The sequence below is a fragment of the Escherichia sp. 93.0816 genome (assembly GCF_013368855.2).
Taxonomy (GTDB): domain Bacteria; phylum Pseudomonadota; class Gammaproteobacteria; order Enterobacterales; family Enterobacteriaceae; genus Escherichia; species Escherichia ruysiae.
Genome location: NZ_JABWNC020000006.1, coordinates 38,359 through 54,732 on the forward strand (window position 1 = coordinate 38,359; position 16,374 = coordinate 54,732).

A 16,374-nucleotide genomic window follows, 5' to 3' on the forward strand; every position below is an offset into this window, starting at 1 on the left:
GATTACACCTCCACGCGGCCCAGCAGATAATGATGATGCTGGTGGACATGGCTGATAATGCGGCACATATCGTTCAGCTCTGGCGGTACGTTGTCGAACTGACCTTCGCTATTGATGTTCAACACCCAACTCTGGTTATTCAGACGGACACGTACACGCTCATCTTCCACCAGGAAGCCTGGATTGCTGCTGTTATCAAAGTCTTGCGACAGACTAAAGACGGTGATTTTGTCTTTGTACGGTTTACCGTTCCACGGGCAGAACTGGGCGCAGTTGCCGCATTCGTTGCAGTAAGCGTCAAGGTGCAGCGTCTGGAAACGGTTCTGGAAGCCAGGAACCGCAATTGAGACGTTGGCGCGGTTCGGGCAGACATCTACACACTTGCTGCAAACGTAGTTACATTCAAGGCAGCGAGCGGCTTCCTGGGCGACAAACGCGTCGCGATCGTCGCTGTTCACCAGGGTGACAGAGATATCACCTTTACGTTGGTAGATTTCCGCCGGGTTGACGTTGTTCCAGTGTTTATCGTTCTGGTGGGAGCGAATATTTTCCCGACTAAGGATGGCATCGGTAGCCCGACGAGCGGTGCCAACTGCGGCAACGATAGAGGACGGTCCGCGCTGTACGTCACCGATCATAAAGACGTCAGTCAGGCGGGTCTCACCGTTATGGTCGACATCAGGCCAGCCGTTTTTGTCCAGCGGCACTCCCATCGCATTCAGGGCTTCAGTATCCTGCTGTTCGCCAATGGCGGTGATCAGGCTGTCTACGTGCAGCGTTACCGTTTCGCTGGTTTCAACCGGACGGCGGCGACCTTTCTCATCAGGTTCGCCAAGCGACATGACGCGCAACGTTAAGGTTCCATCCGCATCAAAACGTTCTGGGTTATTGAGGAAACGGAACTCTACGCCATCGTGTAGTGCTTCTTCATACTCTTCGCGCCATGCTGGCATCTCTTGCAGTGAACGACGGTAAACGACAGTCGCTTTTTCAACGCCCGGCACGCGTAATGCCGCGCGGGCACAGTCCATTGCGGTGTTACCCGCACCGACAATCACCACATGTTTGCCCAGCTTGAGCGCCGTTCCTTTGTTGTACTCACGCAGGAAGGGGAGGGATTTCCAGACATTCTGGTTGTCGCCAGCCAGTTTCACACCGCTGTTTTTATCGGTGCCGGTGGCAATCAGAACATAGTGGAAACCCTGATTTTTTAACTGTTCGACGGTCAGATCCGGTGAGCAGTCATACTCAAATTTCACGCCGTGATCGGCAACAAAATCGATATCGTGCTGAATTAACTCAGCAGGAATACGGAATTGGGGAATGATATTTTTCACCACGCCGCCGGCGTTAGCTTCGCGTTCAAACAGTGTGACGGGATGACCCGCTCTGGCAAGGAAGTAACCTGCAGCCAGACCCGCAGGACCCGCGCCAATGACGGCAACCGGATGGCGAGAACCAGAACCCGCTGGTTTGTGCCAGCGTTGTTTGTATTCATCCCAGCCTTTTTCCAGGGCGACTTTTTTCAGTTCGCGGATATTCAGCGCACTATCGTAATCCAGGCGTGTACAGTTGTACTGGCACTGGTGATCGCAAATGTGACCAGTAATGGCGGGCAGGGCATTACGTTGGTAGATGAGTTCCAGCGCGTCGGCATAACGATGTTCGCCCAATAGTCGAATGTATTCCGGAATATCCTGTTTGATGGCGCAGGCAGTGACACAGGGGGCAACGTAGCAGTCGGTCAGCGGCAGGTCTTCTGCCACTTCTATACGCTCTTCTGGCTTCCAGTGTTTCTGGGTGTATTCCATGGTTAGCGCATCTGCGGCCAGCTTGCTCAGTCGTTCCACGTCAACGTGGTCAAGTCCCCAGGCGTCGGAGCCTTCCAGCTCGCGCATACAGGCACTTAAACGCAGATAGCCGCCTGGTTTCAGCAAGTCGGTTGCCATGGTGATTGGGCGAATGCCAGTATCGAAAATATCGCGGATAGTCAGCTGGCTGGCACCACCGGAATAAGAAATTGGCAGTTTGCCGTCAAAGGCGCGGGACAGAACTGCTGCGACATTGATAGAGAGCGGGAACAGCGCACGACCGGACATATACATCTCTTCACCTGGCAGTGCGCCTTTGTTATTGATGGTGCCGAGAGTGTTAGTCAGTTTGACGCCAAAGCCGAGTGATTTTTCTTTTGCCAGAGCCATCAGGCGTTCCAGCATTTCCAGCGCCTGCGTCAGCTTGAGGTCGTGATCAAACGACTCTTCTTTTAAGCCGATGTAATCGAATCCACATCCATCAAGAATCTCACGAACACGCGCGTACCCCAGTAAGGTCGGGTTGAGTTTCACAAAGGTGTTCAGCTCTTTTTCTTCCAGCATGTAGCGGCAAATGGCTTCGATTTCATGCGGAGGGCAGCCGTGCATGGTGGAGAGGGTAACGCCTTGTACCATGCTGGTGGGGATACGGGCTGGCAAGGCCTGCAAGCTTTCACGTTTTTCCTGCAATCCGTGGCGGGCTAAAAATGCGTCATCGTGGAGGAGTTTATTCAGCGTATCGCGGTATTGAGCGAATTTCGGATGGTCAGATGCGTCCATCATATTGTCGATGAACTGCTGCATCGGCGGCTGCTTAATGCCTTCGAGGTTGTAACCGACGCTCATATTAAAGATGAACGATTTACCGGAGTCAGAAGGCTGGAACATCGCTTCGAGAAGATGCAGGGCAAACCAGGCTTTGAGGTATTCATCCCAGGCTTTAAGCAGGGTAAATTCGGTGGACCATTCGGTGTTAAAGCACTCATCTTCGGCGTCGATACAAGGTTTTTCCAGCTCCAGACGGTCAAGAATCTGGACGGTTTTTAGTTCGATGAAGCGTCCGCCAGTCAGCCAGGAGGTGACGATGTTTTGCGCGAGTTGCGTGTGCGGACCAGCGGCAGGGCCGACGGGGGTGGCACAGGTTTCACCGAAGACGCCGACAGATTTACCTTTTACGGGTGAGTAAAACTGTTGCTCAGGAATACCAAAGATTGAGCGTTGTTGTTGGTATTCATCAAATATGCGCGTCAAAAGTTCCTCAAACGGAATGGGACGCATAATATCCCCCATAACCCTCTCCTTAGCTTATACAGATATCATTGAGTAACCGGTATTGATAAATCCGGTGGTTTAAGGAGACAGAGCAACAATCGCACCACTATTGCCAGGTTGGTCCTGAAATATAAAAAAATGTGAGGCGCCTCGAAACTTAATGGTTTTTTGTGAATGATCTCACAGGTGCTAAATGAGAATTAAAATCACTACTGAGAGTTATTATTGTCAGGGCTTTTATCATTTTTTCTCATTTCTCAAAATCAGTGACTCCTTATCATTATGATAAAAACGCGCTGAGTGGAATGGATATTTGAACGCAATCGTTTAACCTGATTTTCTAAAATTTAGTATGCCGCTTTTGCGCATAAATAAAGTCCTCGGGGGTATCAATATCTAAAATTATTTCTTCATCTTCTATTTCGACGGAATAATGCTCACCCATTTGCAATGCCTGACGCATATTGGTCACGTTGGGGCGTTGGATAGCCTGCATCAGACTCGACTTTGAGATTAAAATGGGATGACCAGGGATACCATTGTGGAGTGGAAGAATTGCACCGTTGTTGCGTAACTGCCAGATTTTATTAAATATATTGGCATTAAGACTTGGCATGTCACCATGAGTAATAAAGCAATGTTCAGTTTGCACTTCGGGAGCCGCAGCCTTCACCGAGGTCAGTAAGCCCTGCTCATAATCTGGATTATAAATAAGAGTAATATTGTCAGTGTTCTCGTAGCGATGATGCAGTTCATTAGCGCGAAAACCCGTAACTAAAATAATTCGACTACAAAACTGCAACGCGTTTTTGATACTTGCATCAAGAATTGTTTCCTGTTGCCAGGGTAACATCATTTTCCATTGTCCCATTCTTGATGATAATCCAGCAGCGGTAATTATACAGTCGATAGCTGACATAGTGATTCCATTATTTATATCGGTTAATAAGGCCTGAAAATTGCGTTACTTCCTGGTTAATGAATTTGTGGGCTAATTTATCCCAGAGAGGTCTATGAAGACTCGTGAAAAGTATAATTGACCCATCAGCATTATTCATTGATTTAGGCGTGCAGAACGCTCCGGCAGTCATTTCTGTTGTTGGTGCAGGGGGGAAAACCAGTCTGCTTTTTTGGCTGGCAGAGTTACTTCAGTCTAGTGGCAGGCGCGTGTTAATCACGACGACGACACATATGTTTATACCAACGTCTCACTGGCCCGTGGTTTTCTGTCGCGATCCCGCCCTGCTTCCTCATGCGTCTCTCACATCCCCCATTGCATTTTGTTTTCACCGCTTCAAAGCGAAACAGGGAAAAGCGCAGGGATTTACGCCAGATACCATTGATGTACTGGCGCAACGACCAGAATGTGACGTAATTCTCATTGAGGCAGATGGCTCGCGTGGAATGCCGTTAAAAGCGCCGAATGAGCACGAACCTTGCATACCAAAAAGCAGTTGCTGCGTGATTGCTGTGATGGGAGGGCATATTTTGGGCGCTAAAGTTGGCACCGAAAATATCCATCGCTGGTCGCAGTTTGCTGATATTACTGGGTTAACACCAGATGCAACCTTGCAACTTAGCGATCTCGTTGCGCTGGTTCGCCATCCGCAGGGCGCATTTAAAAACGTACCGCAAGGCTGTCGGCGAGTCTGGTTCATTAACCGTTTTTCTCAATGTGAGAATGCGATTGCGCAAAGCGAGCTATTCAAACCGCTGCAACAACATGACGTAGAGGCAATCTGGCTGGGCGATATACAAGAACATCCTGCAATCGCGCGCAGATTTGTGAATTAGCAACTCGGGCATTCCGGGTTACTGAAAGGATATCCATTGAGGTTGGTATGAATATTTTCACAGAGGCTGCAAAACTCGAAGAGCAAAATTGTCCGTTTGCGATGGCGCAAATTGTTGATAGCCGAGGTTCTACACCCCGTCATTCTGCACAAATGTTAGTGCGTGCCGATGGTTCTATCGTCGGCACAATTGGCGGCGGAATGGTTGAGCGGAAGGTGATTGAAGAGTCGCTTCAGGCATTGCAGGAACGTAAGCCGCGATTATTTCACGGGCGCATGGCTCGTAACGGCGCGGATGCCGTCGGGTCAGATTGCGGAGGCGCAATGTCAGTGTTTATCAGCGTACATGGTATGCGACCACGTCTGGTGTTGATCGGCGCGGGGCATGTCAACCGGGCGATAGCCCAGAGTGCCGCGTTATTAGGGTTTGATATCGCCGTTGCCGATATTTATCGCGAAAGCCTCAATCCTGAACTTTTTCCGCCGTCAACTACGCTTCTCCATGCCGATTCGTTTGGCGCGGCAGTAGAAGCACTGGAGATTCGCCCTGATAATTTTGTCCTGATTGCCACGAATAATCAGGATCGTGAAGCCCTCGATAAACTCATTGAGCAGCCTATTGCATGGCTGGGTTTGCTGGCAAGTCGCCGCAAGGTGCAGCTTTTCCTACGTCAGTTGCGTGAGAAAGGCGTGGCTGAAGAACATATTGCCCGTTTACATGCGCCGGTTGGTTACAACATTGGTGCGGAAACGCCGCAGGAGATAGCCATCAGCGTGTTGGCAGAAATATTACAGGTGAAAAATAACGCGCCGGGTGGGCTGATGATGAAACCTACGCATCCTTCCGGACACCAACTGGTGGTGATTCGCGGTGCGGGGGATATCGCCAGTGGTGTGGCGTTACGCTTGTATCATGCGGGGTTCAAAGTGATCATGCTGGAAGTGGAAAAGCCAACGGTGATTCGTTGTACCGTGGCGTTTGCCCAGGCCGTGTTCGACGGCGAAATGACGGTCGAAGGCGTTACAGCCCGCCTGGCAACCAGCTCTGCGGAGGCGATGAAACTTACCGAACGTGGATTCATCCCGGTGATGGTAGATCCTGCCTGTTCACTGCTTGATGAACTGAAACCGCTTTGCGTTGTGGACGCTATTCTTGCGAAACAGAATTTGGGTACGCGTGCAGATATGGCACCAGTGACGATCGCGCTTGGGCCGGGTTTTACCGCAGGTAAAGATTGTCATGCGGTGATTGAAACGAATCGTGGGCACTGGCTCGGTCAGGTGATTTACTCCGGCTGCGCACAGGAAAATACAGGCGTTCCCGGTAATATCATGGGGCACACCACCCGACGAGTTATTCGTGCTCCGGCGGCGGGCATCATGCGTTCCAGGGTGAAATTAGGCGATCTGGTGGAAGAAGGTGATGTGATTGCCTGGATTGGCGAGCATGAAATTAAAGCGCCGTTGACGGGGATGGTACGTGGCTTGTTGAACGACGGACTGGCTGTGGTCGGTGGTTTTAAAATTGGTGATATTGACCCTCGTGGTGAAACGGCTGATTTTACCAGTGTTTCAGATAAAGCCAGGGCGATTGGCGGCGGTGTGCTTGAAGCGTTAATGATGTTGATGCATCAGGGCGTTAAAGCGACGGAAGAAGTGCTGGAAGTGGCTTAAATGAAAACGGCCGGATGGTATTACCCATCCGGCCTTTAAATTACTGACGAATTACCGTTCCGGTTTTGCCTTCAATCCCTTCTTTCGCTTTGCTCAACACGGTAATCAGTGCTTCGCGACCTGCGCGAGAGCGAGCAAACGAGGCGGCTGCTTCCACTTTCGGCAGCATAGAACCTTTCGCAAAATGACCTTCTTCGATAAAGCGTTCTGCATCGACCAATGACAGGCGGTCGAGCCATTGCTCATTCTCTTTACCGAAGTTAATGGCCACTTTTTCTACCGCAGTCAGAATGATCAGCATATCGGCATCAATCATTTCTGCTAAACGGGCGCTGGCCCAGTCTTTATCGATAACCGCGCTGGCACCGCGCAGATGATTGCCTTCACGAATCACCGGAATACCGCCACCGCCAACGGTAATCACAACCTGACCTGCATCTACCAGAGCTTTAACCGTTTCTTTTTCAATAATATCAACAGGCTTTGGTGAGGCTACTACACGACGATAGCCACGACCCGCATCTTCTTTCAGGGTGTAACCCTGTTTTGTCAGTTGCTCGGCTTCCTGCTCGGTAAAGAACGATCCGATCGGTTTGGTCGGATTGAGGAATGCCGGATCGTTAGCGTCGACTTCGACCTGAGTAACCAGCGTTGCTACAGGTTTATTAATACCACGAGAAAGCAGCTCTTCCCTTAAGGCGTTTTGTAAATCGTATCCAATGTATCCCTGGCTTAAGGCGACACAGACAGACATCGGCAGCATCGGCGAGTGCGCTTCAGTTTTTGCAGCTGCTTCGAATGCCTGGTTAATCATGCCTACCTGCGGTCCATTACCATGAGTGACGATAACTTCATGCCCCTGGGCAATTAAATCAACAATTGCCTGAGACGTAATTTTTACCGCTTTCATTTGTCCGGCCAGATCGTCGCCCAGCGCATTCCCGCCGAGGGCGAGAACAATTTTCTTACTCATTTTTCCTCACTCATCATTCTTGATTGTGTATAGATCCCTGACAGTGGTTAGAGCACGGGAGGGACAAACGGTTTGCGTCGCAGGAAACGACCGCGTCCGGCTTTGCCTGTGAAGGCTCCGTCGCAGAAAATCGTTTCACCACGGGATAAGGTTCTGACAATCGTGCCCTGACAGGTAAAGCCCTCCCAGGGCGAATAGTCGGCATTGTCGTGGAGATGGCGATGTTGAATGTGTTGGCTCTGGCGTGGATCGATAATCACCACGTCGCCATCGGAACCGGGCGCTAACAATCCTTTTTGTGGCCACAGGCCAAACAGCCTGGCGGGCATCGCACTGGTTAACTCAACAAAACGTTCCGGGGTGATACGTCCGGTCATTACGCCGCTGGAAAACAGCAATTGCATACGATTTTCCACACCGGGTAAGCCATTTGGGCAGCGACTGAAATCGCCTTTAGAAATTTGCTGACGTTGAGCTATCGAGAAGGTGCAATGATCGGTCGCTACCACGTCAATCGCACCATCGCTGATGCCGCACCACAGCTTGTCCTGCTCGCGAACGTTGCGCAGCGGCGGGCTAAGGATAAATTTCATTCCGTCTTCTGTATCGTAACTGCGTTCGTCCAGCAGAAGATATTGTGGGCAGGTTTCAACCCAGACTGGCTGGTGATTCGCACGGGCAAGACGCAGATAATCCAGACCTAAGCCGTTAGACAGATGGACGATATAGAGTGGGGCGTTGCCGGCAAGTTGCGCCAGGTTAATCATGCGGGCGATAGCTTCTGCTTCGCATTCCAGAGGTCGACTCAATGCGTGATAGCGCGGCGCGGTTAGCCCGGCGGCAATAAACTCCGCCCGCTTACTGGCGATAGCTGCGTCATTTTCCGGGTGCACAGTGGTCAGGGCGCCGGACTCATGCAAGCGGCGTAATGCTTGCAACACTTCATCATCGTTGAGTTTATATTGATAGGTTAAATAGAGTTTAAAACTGCTCAGCCCTTCCTCGACCATCATCGGAATTTCGTCAAGGATGGCGTGATTAATATGCTGAATTACACCGTGAAAGCTGTAGTCGATGACCGCTTTATGAGCGGCATAGCCACGATAAACTTCCAGTTGATGGCGTAACCGGCAGCCATTTGGGCCAAATCCCATATGGTCAATAATGGTTGTTGTACCGCCACACGCGGCTGCGCGAGTACCGGTAAAAAAATCATCACAACTGCGCGCAATGCCGACATCAATATTAAAATGCGTATGGACATCGACGCCGCCAGGGAAAACGTAACAGCCAGTGGCATCAATTTCTTCATAAGGGAGCTGCGGCGAAATATCGGTGCCCAACTGGCGAACAATCCCGCTTTCAATCAACAAATCCTGTTTGGCTTGTCCATCTGCGTTAACGACAGTGCCGTTTTTGATCAATACGCGCATAGCAAACTCCAAAAAACCTCCGGCGAACCGGAGGGGAATAAGTTAAGAATAATTATTCGGTTGCCAGCCAGCTTAATGGGATCGCAGCGTACATAGCGGCACAGGTCACCAGATGAGATTTCCAGGTTTTTTCGTTTGGCGCGTGCGCTTCAGGTTCTTTACCCGGACCAAAGCCGATGACCGGAATGCCGTGACGACCCATGATGGATACGCCGTTAGTTGAGAAGGTCCACTTATCAACGACCGGCGCTTTGCCAAACAGACCTTCGTAGGCATTCACCAGGGCTTTAACAGTGAAGTGATCTTCTTCCACTTTCCAGGTCGGGAAGTAGCATTCGGTTGGGTAAACCAGGCCAGTCCAGGAAGGACGGTCGTAGTTGTACATAGAAACAACCGCGTTGGCTTTCTGTACCGCAGGCAGGGCGCGGATTTCGTCCAACGCGCCTTCCCAGGTTTCACCCCAGGTCAGACGACGGTCAATAGAAACTGCGCAGCTGTCTGCTACAGCGCAACGGCTTGGGGAGGTAAAGAAAATTTCAGAAACGGTGAGGGTGCCTTTGCCGAGGAATTCGTCATAGCCCAGACGCTGGGAGAGTTCTTGTAATTCGCCAAGAATCGGTCCCATTTTGAAAATGGCGTTATCACCGCGTTCTGGCGCAGAACCGTGGCAGCTAACTCCCTGAACATCTATACGAATTTCCATACGTCCGCGCTGACCACGGTATACCTGGCAATCAGTCGGTTCAGTACTGACCACAAATTCCGGGCGAATGCCGGATTGTTCAATAATGTACTGCCAGCACAGACCGTCGCAGTCTTCTTCCTGCACCGTACCGGTGACCAGCAGGGTGTATTCATCTTCCAGACCAAGGTCTTTAATGATTTTACCGGCATAAACCATAGATGCCATGCCGCCTTCCTGGTCGGAAGTACCGCGACCACCGATCAGCTCATCAGTTTCCATGCCTTCGTACGGGTCGAATTCCCAGTTTTTAATGTTGCCAATGCCGACAGTATCGATGTGAGCATCCATCGCAACCAGACGCGGGCCGTGGCCGATATAACCGAGAACGTTACCCATCGGGTCGATTTCAACTTTATCGAAGCCGACTTTTTCCATCTCTTCTTTAATACGATGCACTACGCGTTTTTCGTCGCAGCTTTCGCTGGGAATCGCAACCATGTCGCGCAGGAAGCGAGTCATGTCTGCCTGGTAATCTTTTGCTTTTTCAAGAATCAGTTTGAATGGAATATTCTTAGCCATTATTTTTCTCCAGTTTTTTACTCCCCGTTTTGCAGGGAGCAGTTCCAATAGGGTGATTAAGGTGCTACAGAGTGTTTGCCTTCCCAGACAACTTCGCGGTAGTGCTTCACGTCGGTGTCGCCTTCAGTGCTGATAACCAGCACCACGGCATCTTTATTCAGCGCCAGTTTTTCCATCAGGCTTTGACGTTGCGGGTGATAATGAACCGCCGCGAGAACGCCCAAACCGACAGCGCCAGACTCACCGGAGATGATGCGTGGATCGTTGCCATACGGATTACCCAGCACGCGCATACCTAATGCGGCAACGCTGTCCTGGCAGGAGATGAATTGGGTGGCGCAGTTACGTAGGATTTCCCAGCCCAGCGGGTTAGGTTCGCCGCAGGCCAGGCCCGCCATAATAGTGGCCATATCGCCGCCAACGTTGACGATATCGCCTTTGACGCCGGAGCGATAAATACAGTCAGCTTTGTCAGGTTCAACAATAATGCTGTGCAGATTTTGCGGGCTATAGACATCGACCAGATAACCCAACACACCACCGGCCATAGCACCGACACCGGCTTGCAGCAGAACGTGCGTCGGGGTTACGCCCATTTCACGCATTTGCTCGACAGCTTCATCTGCCAGCGTGGCATAGCCCTGCATGATCCAGGTTGGGATTTTGGTGTAGCCTTCCCAGGCTGTGTCTTGTACCACTTCCCAGCCGTGCTGCTGCGCGTGTTGCATGGTCAGGCGAACGGTGTCGTCATAGTTCATATCGGTGACGATGCACTCGGCACCGAGATTCAGAATGGCGTCAACGCGTTCCTGAGCGGAGCCTTTCGGCATGTAAATCACCGCATTCTGTCCGAGTTGATGCGCTGCCCATGCCACACCGCGCCCGTGGTTGCCGTCGGTGGTGGTGGCGAAGGTCATTTTTTCGCCGATAGCCTTTTTCAGGTGTTCAAATGACAGTGTTTCGATATCAAGATGATATTTTTCGCACAGTAACTGAGCGATGGCATACGCACCGCCGAGCATCTTGAAGGCGTTCAGACCGAATCGTTTTGATTCGTCCTTAACGAGAATTTTCTTCACACCAAAAAGGTTCGCGAGGTCGTCCAGCGCACAAAGCGGTGTTGGGCGATAGCCAGCAATCTTCTGATGGAACTGGCGCGCCAGTTTTGCCTGGCTTTGCGAAAAGAGCGGTGATGTTTCGCCGTTGAAAAATTTGTTATCGGCGATATCAATCTTCAATGAGAAAACGGACATATCCTATCCTTTTGGCCTCTGTAAATAGAGAGCCGATCTGTCGATCGGCCCGAGGGGTTATTTCACGCGTTCTTGCGCTTCTTTCAGCAGTTGTTCGAGCAGTGCACCCGGTTTGGAGTATTTACGGGACAGGATCATCGCGGCGATGATATAAGGCTTCCAGCTGGCTTCTTTGTAGGTCGCGATACGGTATTTTTCGAATACGCCCTCAGTGACTTCACCTTCTTTGCAGGATACGCCGCTGATATCGGCTGGCAGGCAGTGCATATACAGGGCTTCGCCATCACGGGTCAGCTCCATCATCTCTTCAGTACAATGCCAGTCTTTGTGCTGTGCGTTCTGCGCCAGACACTGTTTTTCCAGTGCTTTTAAGCCTTCGTGATCGTTAGCGCGCAGCAGTTCAGTACGCTCTTCCATCACTTTGTAAGGTGCCCATGACTTCGGATAAACGATGTCTGCATCTTTGAACGCTTCTTCCATGCTGGTGACCTGACGGAAGCTGCCGCCGGACGCTTTAGCATTGTTTTTCGCCACTTCAACCACATCCGGGATCAGGTCGTAACCTTCCGGGTGGGCCAGGGTGACATCCATACCGAAGCGGGTCATCAGGCCGATGATGCCTTGCGGAACAGAAAGCGGTTTGCCGTAGCTTGGTGAATAGGCCCAGGTCATGGCGATTTTTTTACCTTTCAGGTTTTCCAGCGAACCAAAGTGTTCACGCAACCATGCCAGGTCAGCCATCGACTGCGTCGGGTGGTCGATATCACATTGCAGGTTAACTAAAGCCGGGCGCTGCGGCAGCACGCCCTGTTTGTAGCCGTCGTCGAGTGCCGCGCCAACTTCACGCATATAGGCGTTACCCGCACCCAGATACATATCGTCACGAATACCGATAGCGTCGGCGCAGAAGGAGATCATATTAGCGGTTTCACGAACGGTTTCGCCGTGAGCGATTTGTGATTTACCTTCATCAAGATCTTGCTGTGCCAGACCGAGCAGGTTAAGCGCGGAAGCATAAGAAAAACGGGTACGGGTGGAGTTGTCGCGGAATACGGAAATACCTAATCCACTATTAAAGACTTTGGTCGAGATGTTTTCAGCACGCAGTGCTTTTAACGCTGCGGCAACGTCCAGTACTTGTTTCAGTTCATCTGGCGTCTGTTCCCACGTTAACAAAAAATCTTTCTCGTGAAGGTGAGAGGTCAGCGAATTGATATCCTTAATCAGCTCATTAACAGTTTTCATCATAAAGTCCCGATAGTGGAATGACAGGCAAAGTGGTTTATTTCACTGTGACTTGCCAAAGTGATTGGTGTTTTCACAGCTATACCAGGGACTAACAATAAGTGTGCCAGAATTATCTACGCGGCTGCGAAAGAGTAATTTGACAGGTAATGTGTGGGGTTGATCACAAATTAACATTGCACTATGGAGCATAAAAATATACGGAAACGATTGGCTTTTTTTCTGCCGTTATTTATTTGCTGCTAAGTATCGTAAATAAGATATAAGGGAGAGGAGAATCGTCGTCAGTTTGATAAATGCAGTCCCGTAATTCTCATATTGATATAGAAATGTGATATCACTTCCATAATTTCATTAGAAAGTGATAAAAATCCTATGTTTTTAGCAAAGCCATATTTGTCTGAGTTAATATCGTCATGACCTGTGAACCATCAACGTCTTCAATGATCGACTTTTAAGTGATTCTGGAAGGTAAAGCTATGGAGCTTGTTACTACGCAGTCAGTATTGATGCAAATTCAACCAACAATTCAGCGTTTTGCCAGAATGCTAGCCAGCGTTTTGCAGCTTGAGGTTGAGATCGTTGATGAAAACTTGTGTCGCGTCGCTGGAACTGGCGCATATGGGAAGTTTCTTGGGCGCCAGCTAAGTGGCAATTCACGTTTGCTCCGCTATGTCCTGGAAACCAAAACCGAAAAGGTTGTGACACAGTCTCGCTTCGATCCCCTTTGTGAAGGTTGTGACAGTAAAGAAAATTGTCGTGAAAAGGCATTCCTGGGCACGCCCGTTATTCTGCAGGATCGTTGTGTCGGAGTGATAAGTTTGATTGCTGTTACTCATGAGCAACAAGAACATATCAGTGATAATTTACGCGAATTTTCAGATTACGTTCGCCATATATCTACTATTTTTGTCTCGAAGCTTCTGGAAGATCAGGGGCCAGGAGATAATATAAGTAAAATATTCGCTACCATGATCGATAATATGGATCAGGGAGTGTTAGTTATTGATGAAGACAATCGTATTCAGTTTGTTAACCAGACTGCATTAAAAACTCTTGGTGTTGCTCAAAATAATATGGTTGGGAAACCTATTCGTTTCAGACCATTAACATTTGAGAGTAATTTTACTCATGGACATATGCAACATATCGTTTCGTGGGATGATAAAAGTGAATTAATCATTGGTCAGTTGCATAACATCCAGGGGCGACAGTTATTTTTGATGGCGTTTCACCAGTCACATACCAGTTTTTCTGTGGCGAACGTTTCTGATGAACCGCATATTGAACAATTAGTGGGTGAATGCCGGGTTATGCGGCAATTAAAACGACTTATTAGCCGTATCGCGCCCAGCCCATCCAGCGTAATGGTGGTCGGGGAAAGTGGCACCGGTAAAGAAGTTGTCGCTCGTGCAATTCATAAGTTGAGTGGAAGACGGAATAAACCCTTTATTGCTATCAACTGTGCCGCGATCCCGGAGCAGCTTCTGGAAAGTGAGCTGTTCGGTTATGTCAAAGGCGCTTTTACGGGTGCTTCTGCCAACGGCAAAACAGGGCTGATTCAGGCGGCGAATACGGGCACGCTGTTTCTCGATGAAATTGGCGATATGCCATTAATGTTGCAGGCAAAATTGTTACGAGCTATTGAGGCACGTGAAATTCTGCCGATTGGTGCCAGCAGCCCAATACAGGTCGACATCCGCATCATTTCTGCAACTAACCAGAATTTGGCTCAGTTTATTGCTGAAGGTAAGTTTCGTGAGGATCTCTTCTATCGCCTGAATGTTATTCCGTTAACGTTGCCACCTTTGCGTGAACGTCAGGAAGATATTGAACTGTTGGTGCATTACTTTTTACATCTGCATACCCGTCGTCTGGGGTCGGTTTATCCTGGCATTGCTCCTGATGTTGTTGAGTTACTGCGTAAGCATTATTGGCCTGGAAACCTGCGAGAGCTAAGCAATCTGATGGAATATCTGGTCAACGTCGTTCCTTCAGGTGAAGTCATCGACAGCACACTCCTGCCGCCCAATCTGGTAAATAACGGCGTGACAGAGCAAAGTGAGAGCCCAGAAGCCAGCGAAGCACATTTGGCACTTGATGATGCTGGTGGTACGGCGCTGGAGGAGATGGAAAAACAGATGATCCGCGAGGCACTTTCACGTCATAACAGCAAGAAGCAAGTTGCTGATGAACTGGGCATCGGCATTGCTACGCTCTATCGTAAGATTAAAAAATATGAATTGTTAAGTGCGTAACCGCAGTAAATCCGGCCTGAATGCAGGCCGGATTTCGTTTTACTTCGTTTCCTCGCAGTCCAGCACTGTATTCACAATCATCTGATAACCGGTGCAGCGACAAAGATTTCCCGCCAGGCCGCGACGAATTTCCGTAATAGTTAATGGTTTCTCGCGTGGTTTTGCCAGCATTGCCGTAGTGGCCATAATCAACCCGGGCGTACAAAAGCCACACTGTACCGCGCCTGATTTCGCATAAGCCTGTTGTACATGAGAAAGTTTGCCGCCTTTTGCTTCGCCTTCCAGCGTGCGTATCTCTTTTCCTTCAGCCCAGGAGGCAAGGTATAAGCAGCTATCTATCGCGGTGCCATCAACCAGCACAGTACACGCGCCGCATTCTCCAACGCAGCATCCTTGTTTGACGCTAAGTAATCCTTGTTCACGGAGTAGCTCTGAAAGCGGCATACCCGGCGCGGCGCGGAGCTGAAAAGGCATACCGTTAATGATGCATTCAATGGTAATTGTTTCGCTGTGGTTCATTGTAGTTTTCCCCCTGCCGCAGCGACGGCTTCGCTAATGACTTTTTGGGTCATCGTCTGGATAAGATGCAGACGAAACTCTTTACTCGCACGCCATGAGGAACGCGGGGCGACGTCTTGCAGGACAGACTCGCTGATGGCTTCCAGCGTTTGCAGGTTCAGTGGCGCGTTTTGTGCAGCCTGTTCGGCGTGTTGGCAGCGAATCGGCGTTGGAGCGGCAACACCAAATGCCAGGCGTAATTCACTGAAACTTCCATTATCCAGCCGACAATACGCGGCGCAGCCAATCGTTGAAATATCCATTGCGTCGCGCATGGCATATTTAAAATGCGCGCTACCAGCATGTTCTTTCGGTTGTGGCGGAAAATGAAAGGCGACAAGAATTTCGTCATGCTCAAGAGAGACTTTGCCTGGCCCTGTGTGAAAGCCATTAATCGGGACGAAACGAACTCCACGCGGTGAGTGGATCTCCAGCTTCGCGTCATAAATCAGCGTTGGTGTGGCGGAGTCTGCGCTGGTGGCACCGTTGCAAATATTTCCTCCGTAGGTAGCGACATTACGGATCTGCGGTCCGGCAATTGACGAAGCCGCAGCACATAACGCCGGAAGATGACGCTGGGTTAACGGATCTTCAATGAGCTGAGTAAATGTCGTCGCGGAGCCGATTCGTAGCGCGCCGTTTTCCTCCAGCGTAATCCCCCGAAGCTCCGCCAGATTGTGGATATCAACAATATGGCGATAACGGTCATTGTGATGGTGGAGCTGAATCAGTACGTCAGTGCCACCGGCGAGCAGTTTTGCCTGCGGATTGTGGGTCAGCAGGTTGATGGCATCGGCAATGGTGGTCGCGCGATGGTAAGAAGCAAAATCAAACATGATG

The 16,374-nt window shown here is 50.1% G+C and carries 12 protein-coding genes; 3 read left to right on the forward strand and 9 right to left on the reverse strand.

Annotated elements, in window-relative coordinates; translation table 11 throughout:
- Positions 1 to 2: 2 nt before the first annotated feature.
- Positions 3 to 3,101, reverse strand: coding sequence for a putative selenate reductase subunit YgfK (ygfK, locus tag HEM79_RS09105; protein ID WP_176242598.1), 3,099 nt, complete (start codon positions 3,099 to 3,101; stop codon positions 3 to 5).
- Positions 3,102 to 3,423: 322 nt separating this feature from the next.
- On the reverse strand, positions 3,424 to 4,002 hold the full coding sequence (gene mocA, locus HEM79_RS09110) for a molybdenum cofactor cytidylyltransferase (RefSeq protein ID WP_176242595.1): 579 nt from the start codon (positions 4,000 to 4,002) through the stop codon (positions 3,424 to 3,426).
- A 104-nt stretch (positions 4,003 to 4,106) separates the two neighbouring features.
- Here mocA and yqeC point away from each other — a divergent pair, with 104 nt between their 5' ends.
- Entirely contained in the window at positions 4,107 to 4,877 is a 771-nt protein-coding gene (yqeC, locus tag HEM79_RS09115; protein ID WP_176242593.1) for a selenium cofactor biosynthesis protein YqeC, read from the forward strand.
- 47 nt (positions 4,878 to 4,924) lie between these two features.
- Entirely contained in the window at positions 4,925 to 6,550 is a 1,626-nt protein-coding gene (gene yqeB, locus HEM79_RS09120; protein WP_176242591.1) for a selenium-dependent molybdenum cofactor biosynthesis protein YqeB, read from the forward strand.
- A gap of 40 nt (positions 6,551 to 6,590) precedes the next feature.
- Here yqeB and arcC read toward each other — a convergent pair whose 3' ends face one another.
- Genes arcC through ygeW form a run of 5 tightly spaced genes read right to left on the reverse strand, consistent with a single transcriptional unit; the run spans position 6,591 to position 12,718 of the window.
- On the reverse strand, positions 6,591 to 7,523 hold the full coding sequence (gene arcC / locus HEM79_RS09125) for a carbamate kinase (RefSeq protein ID WP_176242589.1): 933 nt from the start codon (positions 7,521 to 7,523) through the stop codon (positions 6,591 to 6,593).
- A gap of 47 nt (positions 7,524 to 7,570) precedes the next feature.
- Positions 7,571 to 8,956 carry a D-phenylhydantoinase gene (gene hyuA / locus HEM79_RS09130; protein WP_176242587.1) on the reverse strand — a complete coding sequence of 462 codons (1,386 nt, stop codon included), beginning with the start codon at positions 8,954 to 8,956 and terminating at the stop codon, positions 7,571 to 7,573.
- 52 nt (positions 8,957 to 9,008) lie between these two features.
- Complete coding sequence (locus HEM79_RS09135; protein WP_001107129.1) at positions 9,009 to 10,220, reverse strand: YgeY family selenium metabolism-linked hydrolase; 1,212 nt, start codon at positions 10,218 to 10,220, stop codon at positions 9,009 to 9,011.
- A 56-nt stretch (positions 10,221 to 10,276) separates the two neighbouring features.
- Complete coding sequence (dpaL, locus tag HEM79_RS09140) at positions 10,277 to 11,473, reverse strand: diaminopropionate ammonia-lyase (protein WP_176242585.1); 1,197 nt, start codon at positions 11,471 to 11,473, stop codon at positions 10,277 to 10,279.
- Positions 11,474 to 11,530: 57 nt separating this feature from the next.
- The gene (gene ygeW / locus HEM79_RS09145) at positions 11,531 to 12,718 is read right to left on the reverse strand and encodes a knotted carbamoyltransferase YgeW (protein ID WP_001360948.1); all 1,188 of its coding nucleotides are present in this window, start codon (positions 12,716 to 12,718) and stop codon (positions 11,531 to 11,533) included.
- A 479-nt stretch (positions 12,719 to 13,197) separates the two neighbouring features.
- Between ygeW and HEM79_RS09150 the strand changes: the two genes are divergently transcribed.
- Positions 13,198 to 14,976 carry a sigma-54 interaction domain-containing protein gene (locus HEM79_RS09150; protein ID WP_000424616.1) on the forward strand — a complete coding sequence of 593 codons (1,779 nt, stop codon included), beginning with the start codon at positions 13,198 to 13,200 and terminating at the stop codon, positions 14,974 to 14,976.
- Positions 14,977 to 15,015: 39 nt separating this feature from the next.
- Here HEM79_RS09150 and xdhC read toward each other — a convergent pair whose 3' ends face one another.
- Both xdhC and xdhB read right to left on the reverse strand, forming a co-directional pair.
- Positions 15,016 to 15,495 (reverse strand): xanthine dehydrogenase iron sulfur-binding subunit XdhC, encoded by a 480-nt coding sequence (xdhC, locus tag HEM79_RS09155; protein ID WP_176242583.1) that lies wholly within the window; start codon positions 15,493 to 15,495, stop codon positions 15,016 to 15,018.
- Positions 15,492 to 16,370 (reverse strand): xanthine dehydrogenase FAD-binding subunit XdhB, encoded by an 879-nt coding sequence (xdhB, locus tag HEM79_RS09160; protein ID WP_176242581.1) that lies wholly within the window; start codon positions 16,368 to 16,370, stop codon positions 15,492 to 15,494. Before xdhB ends, xdhC begins: the two co-directional genes overlap by 4 nt.
- Positions 16,371 to 16,374 lie beyond the last annotated feature (4 nt).

What these genes read in the sequence shown, in the direction of transcription:
- mocA (WP_176242595.1), bottom strand. Translation starts at nt 4,002, where the DNA reads ATGTCAGCTATCGACTGTATAATTACCGCTGCTGGATTATCATCAAGA.
- arcC (WP_176242589.1), bottom strand. Translation starts at nt 7,523, where the DNA reads ATGAGTAAGAAAATTGTTCTCGCCCTCGGCGGGAATGCGCTGGGCGAC.
- yqeB (WP_176242591.1), top strand. Translation starts at nt 4,925, where the DNA reads ATGAATATTTTCACAGAGGCTGCAAAACTCGAAGAGCAAAATTGTCCG.
- xdhC (WP_176242583.1), bottom strand. Translation starts at nt 15,495, where the DNA reads ATGAACCACAGCGAAACAATTACCATTGAATGCATCATTAACGGTATG.
- dpaL (WP_176242585.1), bottom strand. Translation starts at nt 11,473, where the DNA reads ATGTCCGTTTTCTCATTGAAGATTGATATCGCCGATAACAAATTTTTC.
- xdhB (WP_176242581.1), bottom strand. Translation starts at nt 16,370, where the DNA reads ATGTTTGATTTTGCTTCTTACCATCGCGCGACCACCATTGCCGATGCC.
- HEM79_RS09135 (WP_001107129.1), bottom strand. Translation starts at nt 10,220, where the DNA reads ATGGCTAAGAATATTCCATTCAAACTGATTCTTGAAAAAGCAAAAGAT.
- ygfK (WP_176242598.1), bottom strand. Translation starts at nt 3,101, where the DNA reads ATGGGGGATATTATGCGTCCCATTCCGTTTGAGGAACTTTTGACGCGC.
- HEM79_RS09150 (WP_000424616.1), top strand. Translation starts at nt 13,198, where the DNA reads ATGGAGCTTGTTACTACGCAGTCAGTATTGATGCAAATTCAACCAACA.
- hyuA (WP_176242587.1), bottom strand. Translation starts at nt 8,956, where the DNA reads ATGCGCGTATTGATCAAAAACGGCACTGTCGTTAACGCAGATGGACAA.
- ygeW (WP_001360948.1), bottom strand. Translation starts at nt 12,718, where the DNA reads ATGAAAACTGTTAATGAGCTGATTAAGGATATCAATTCGCTGACCTCT.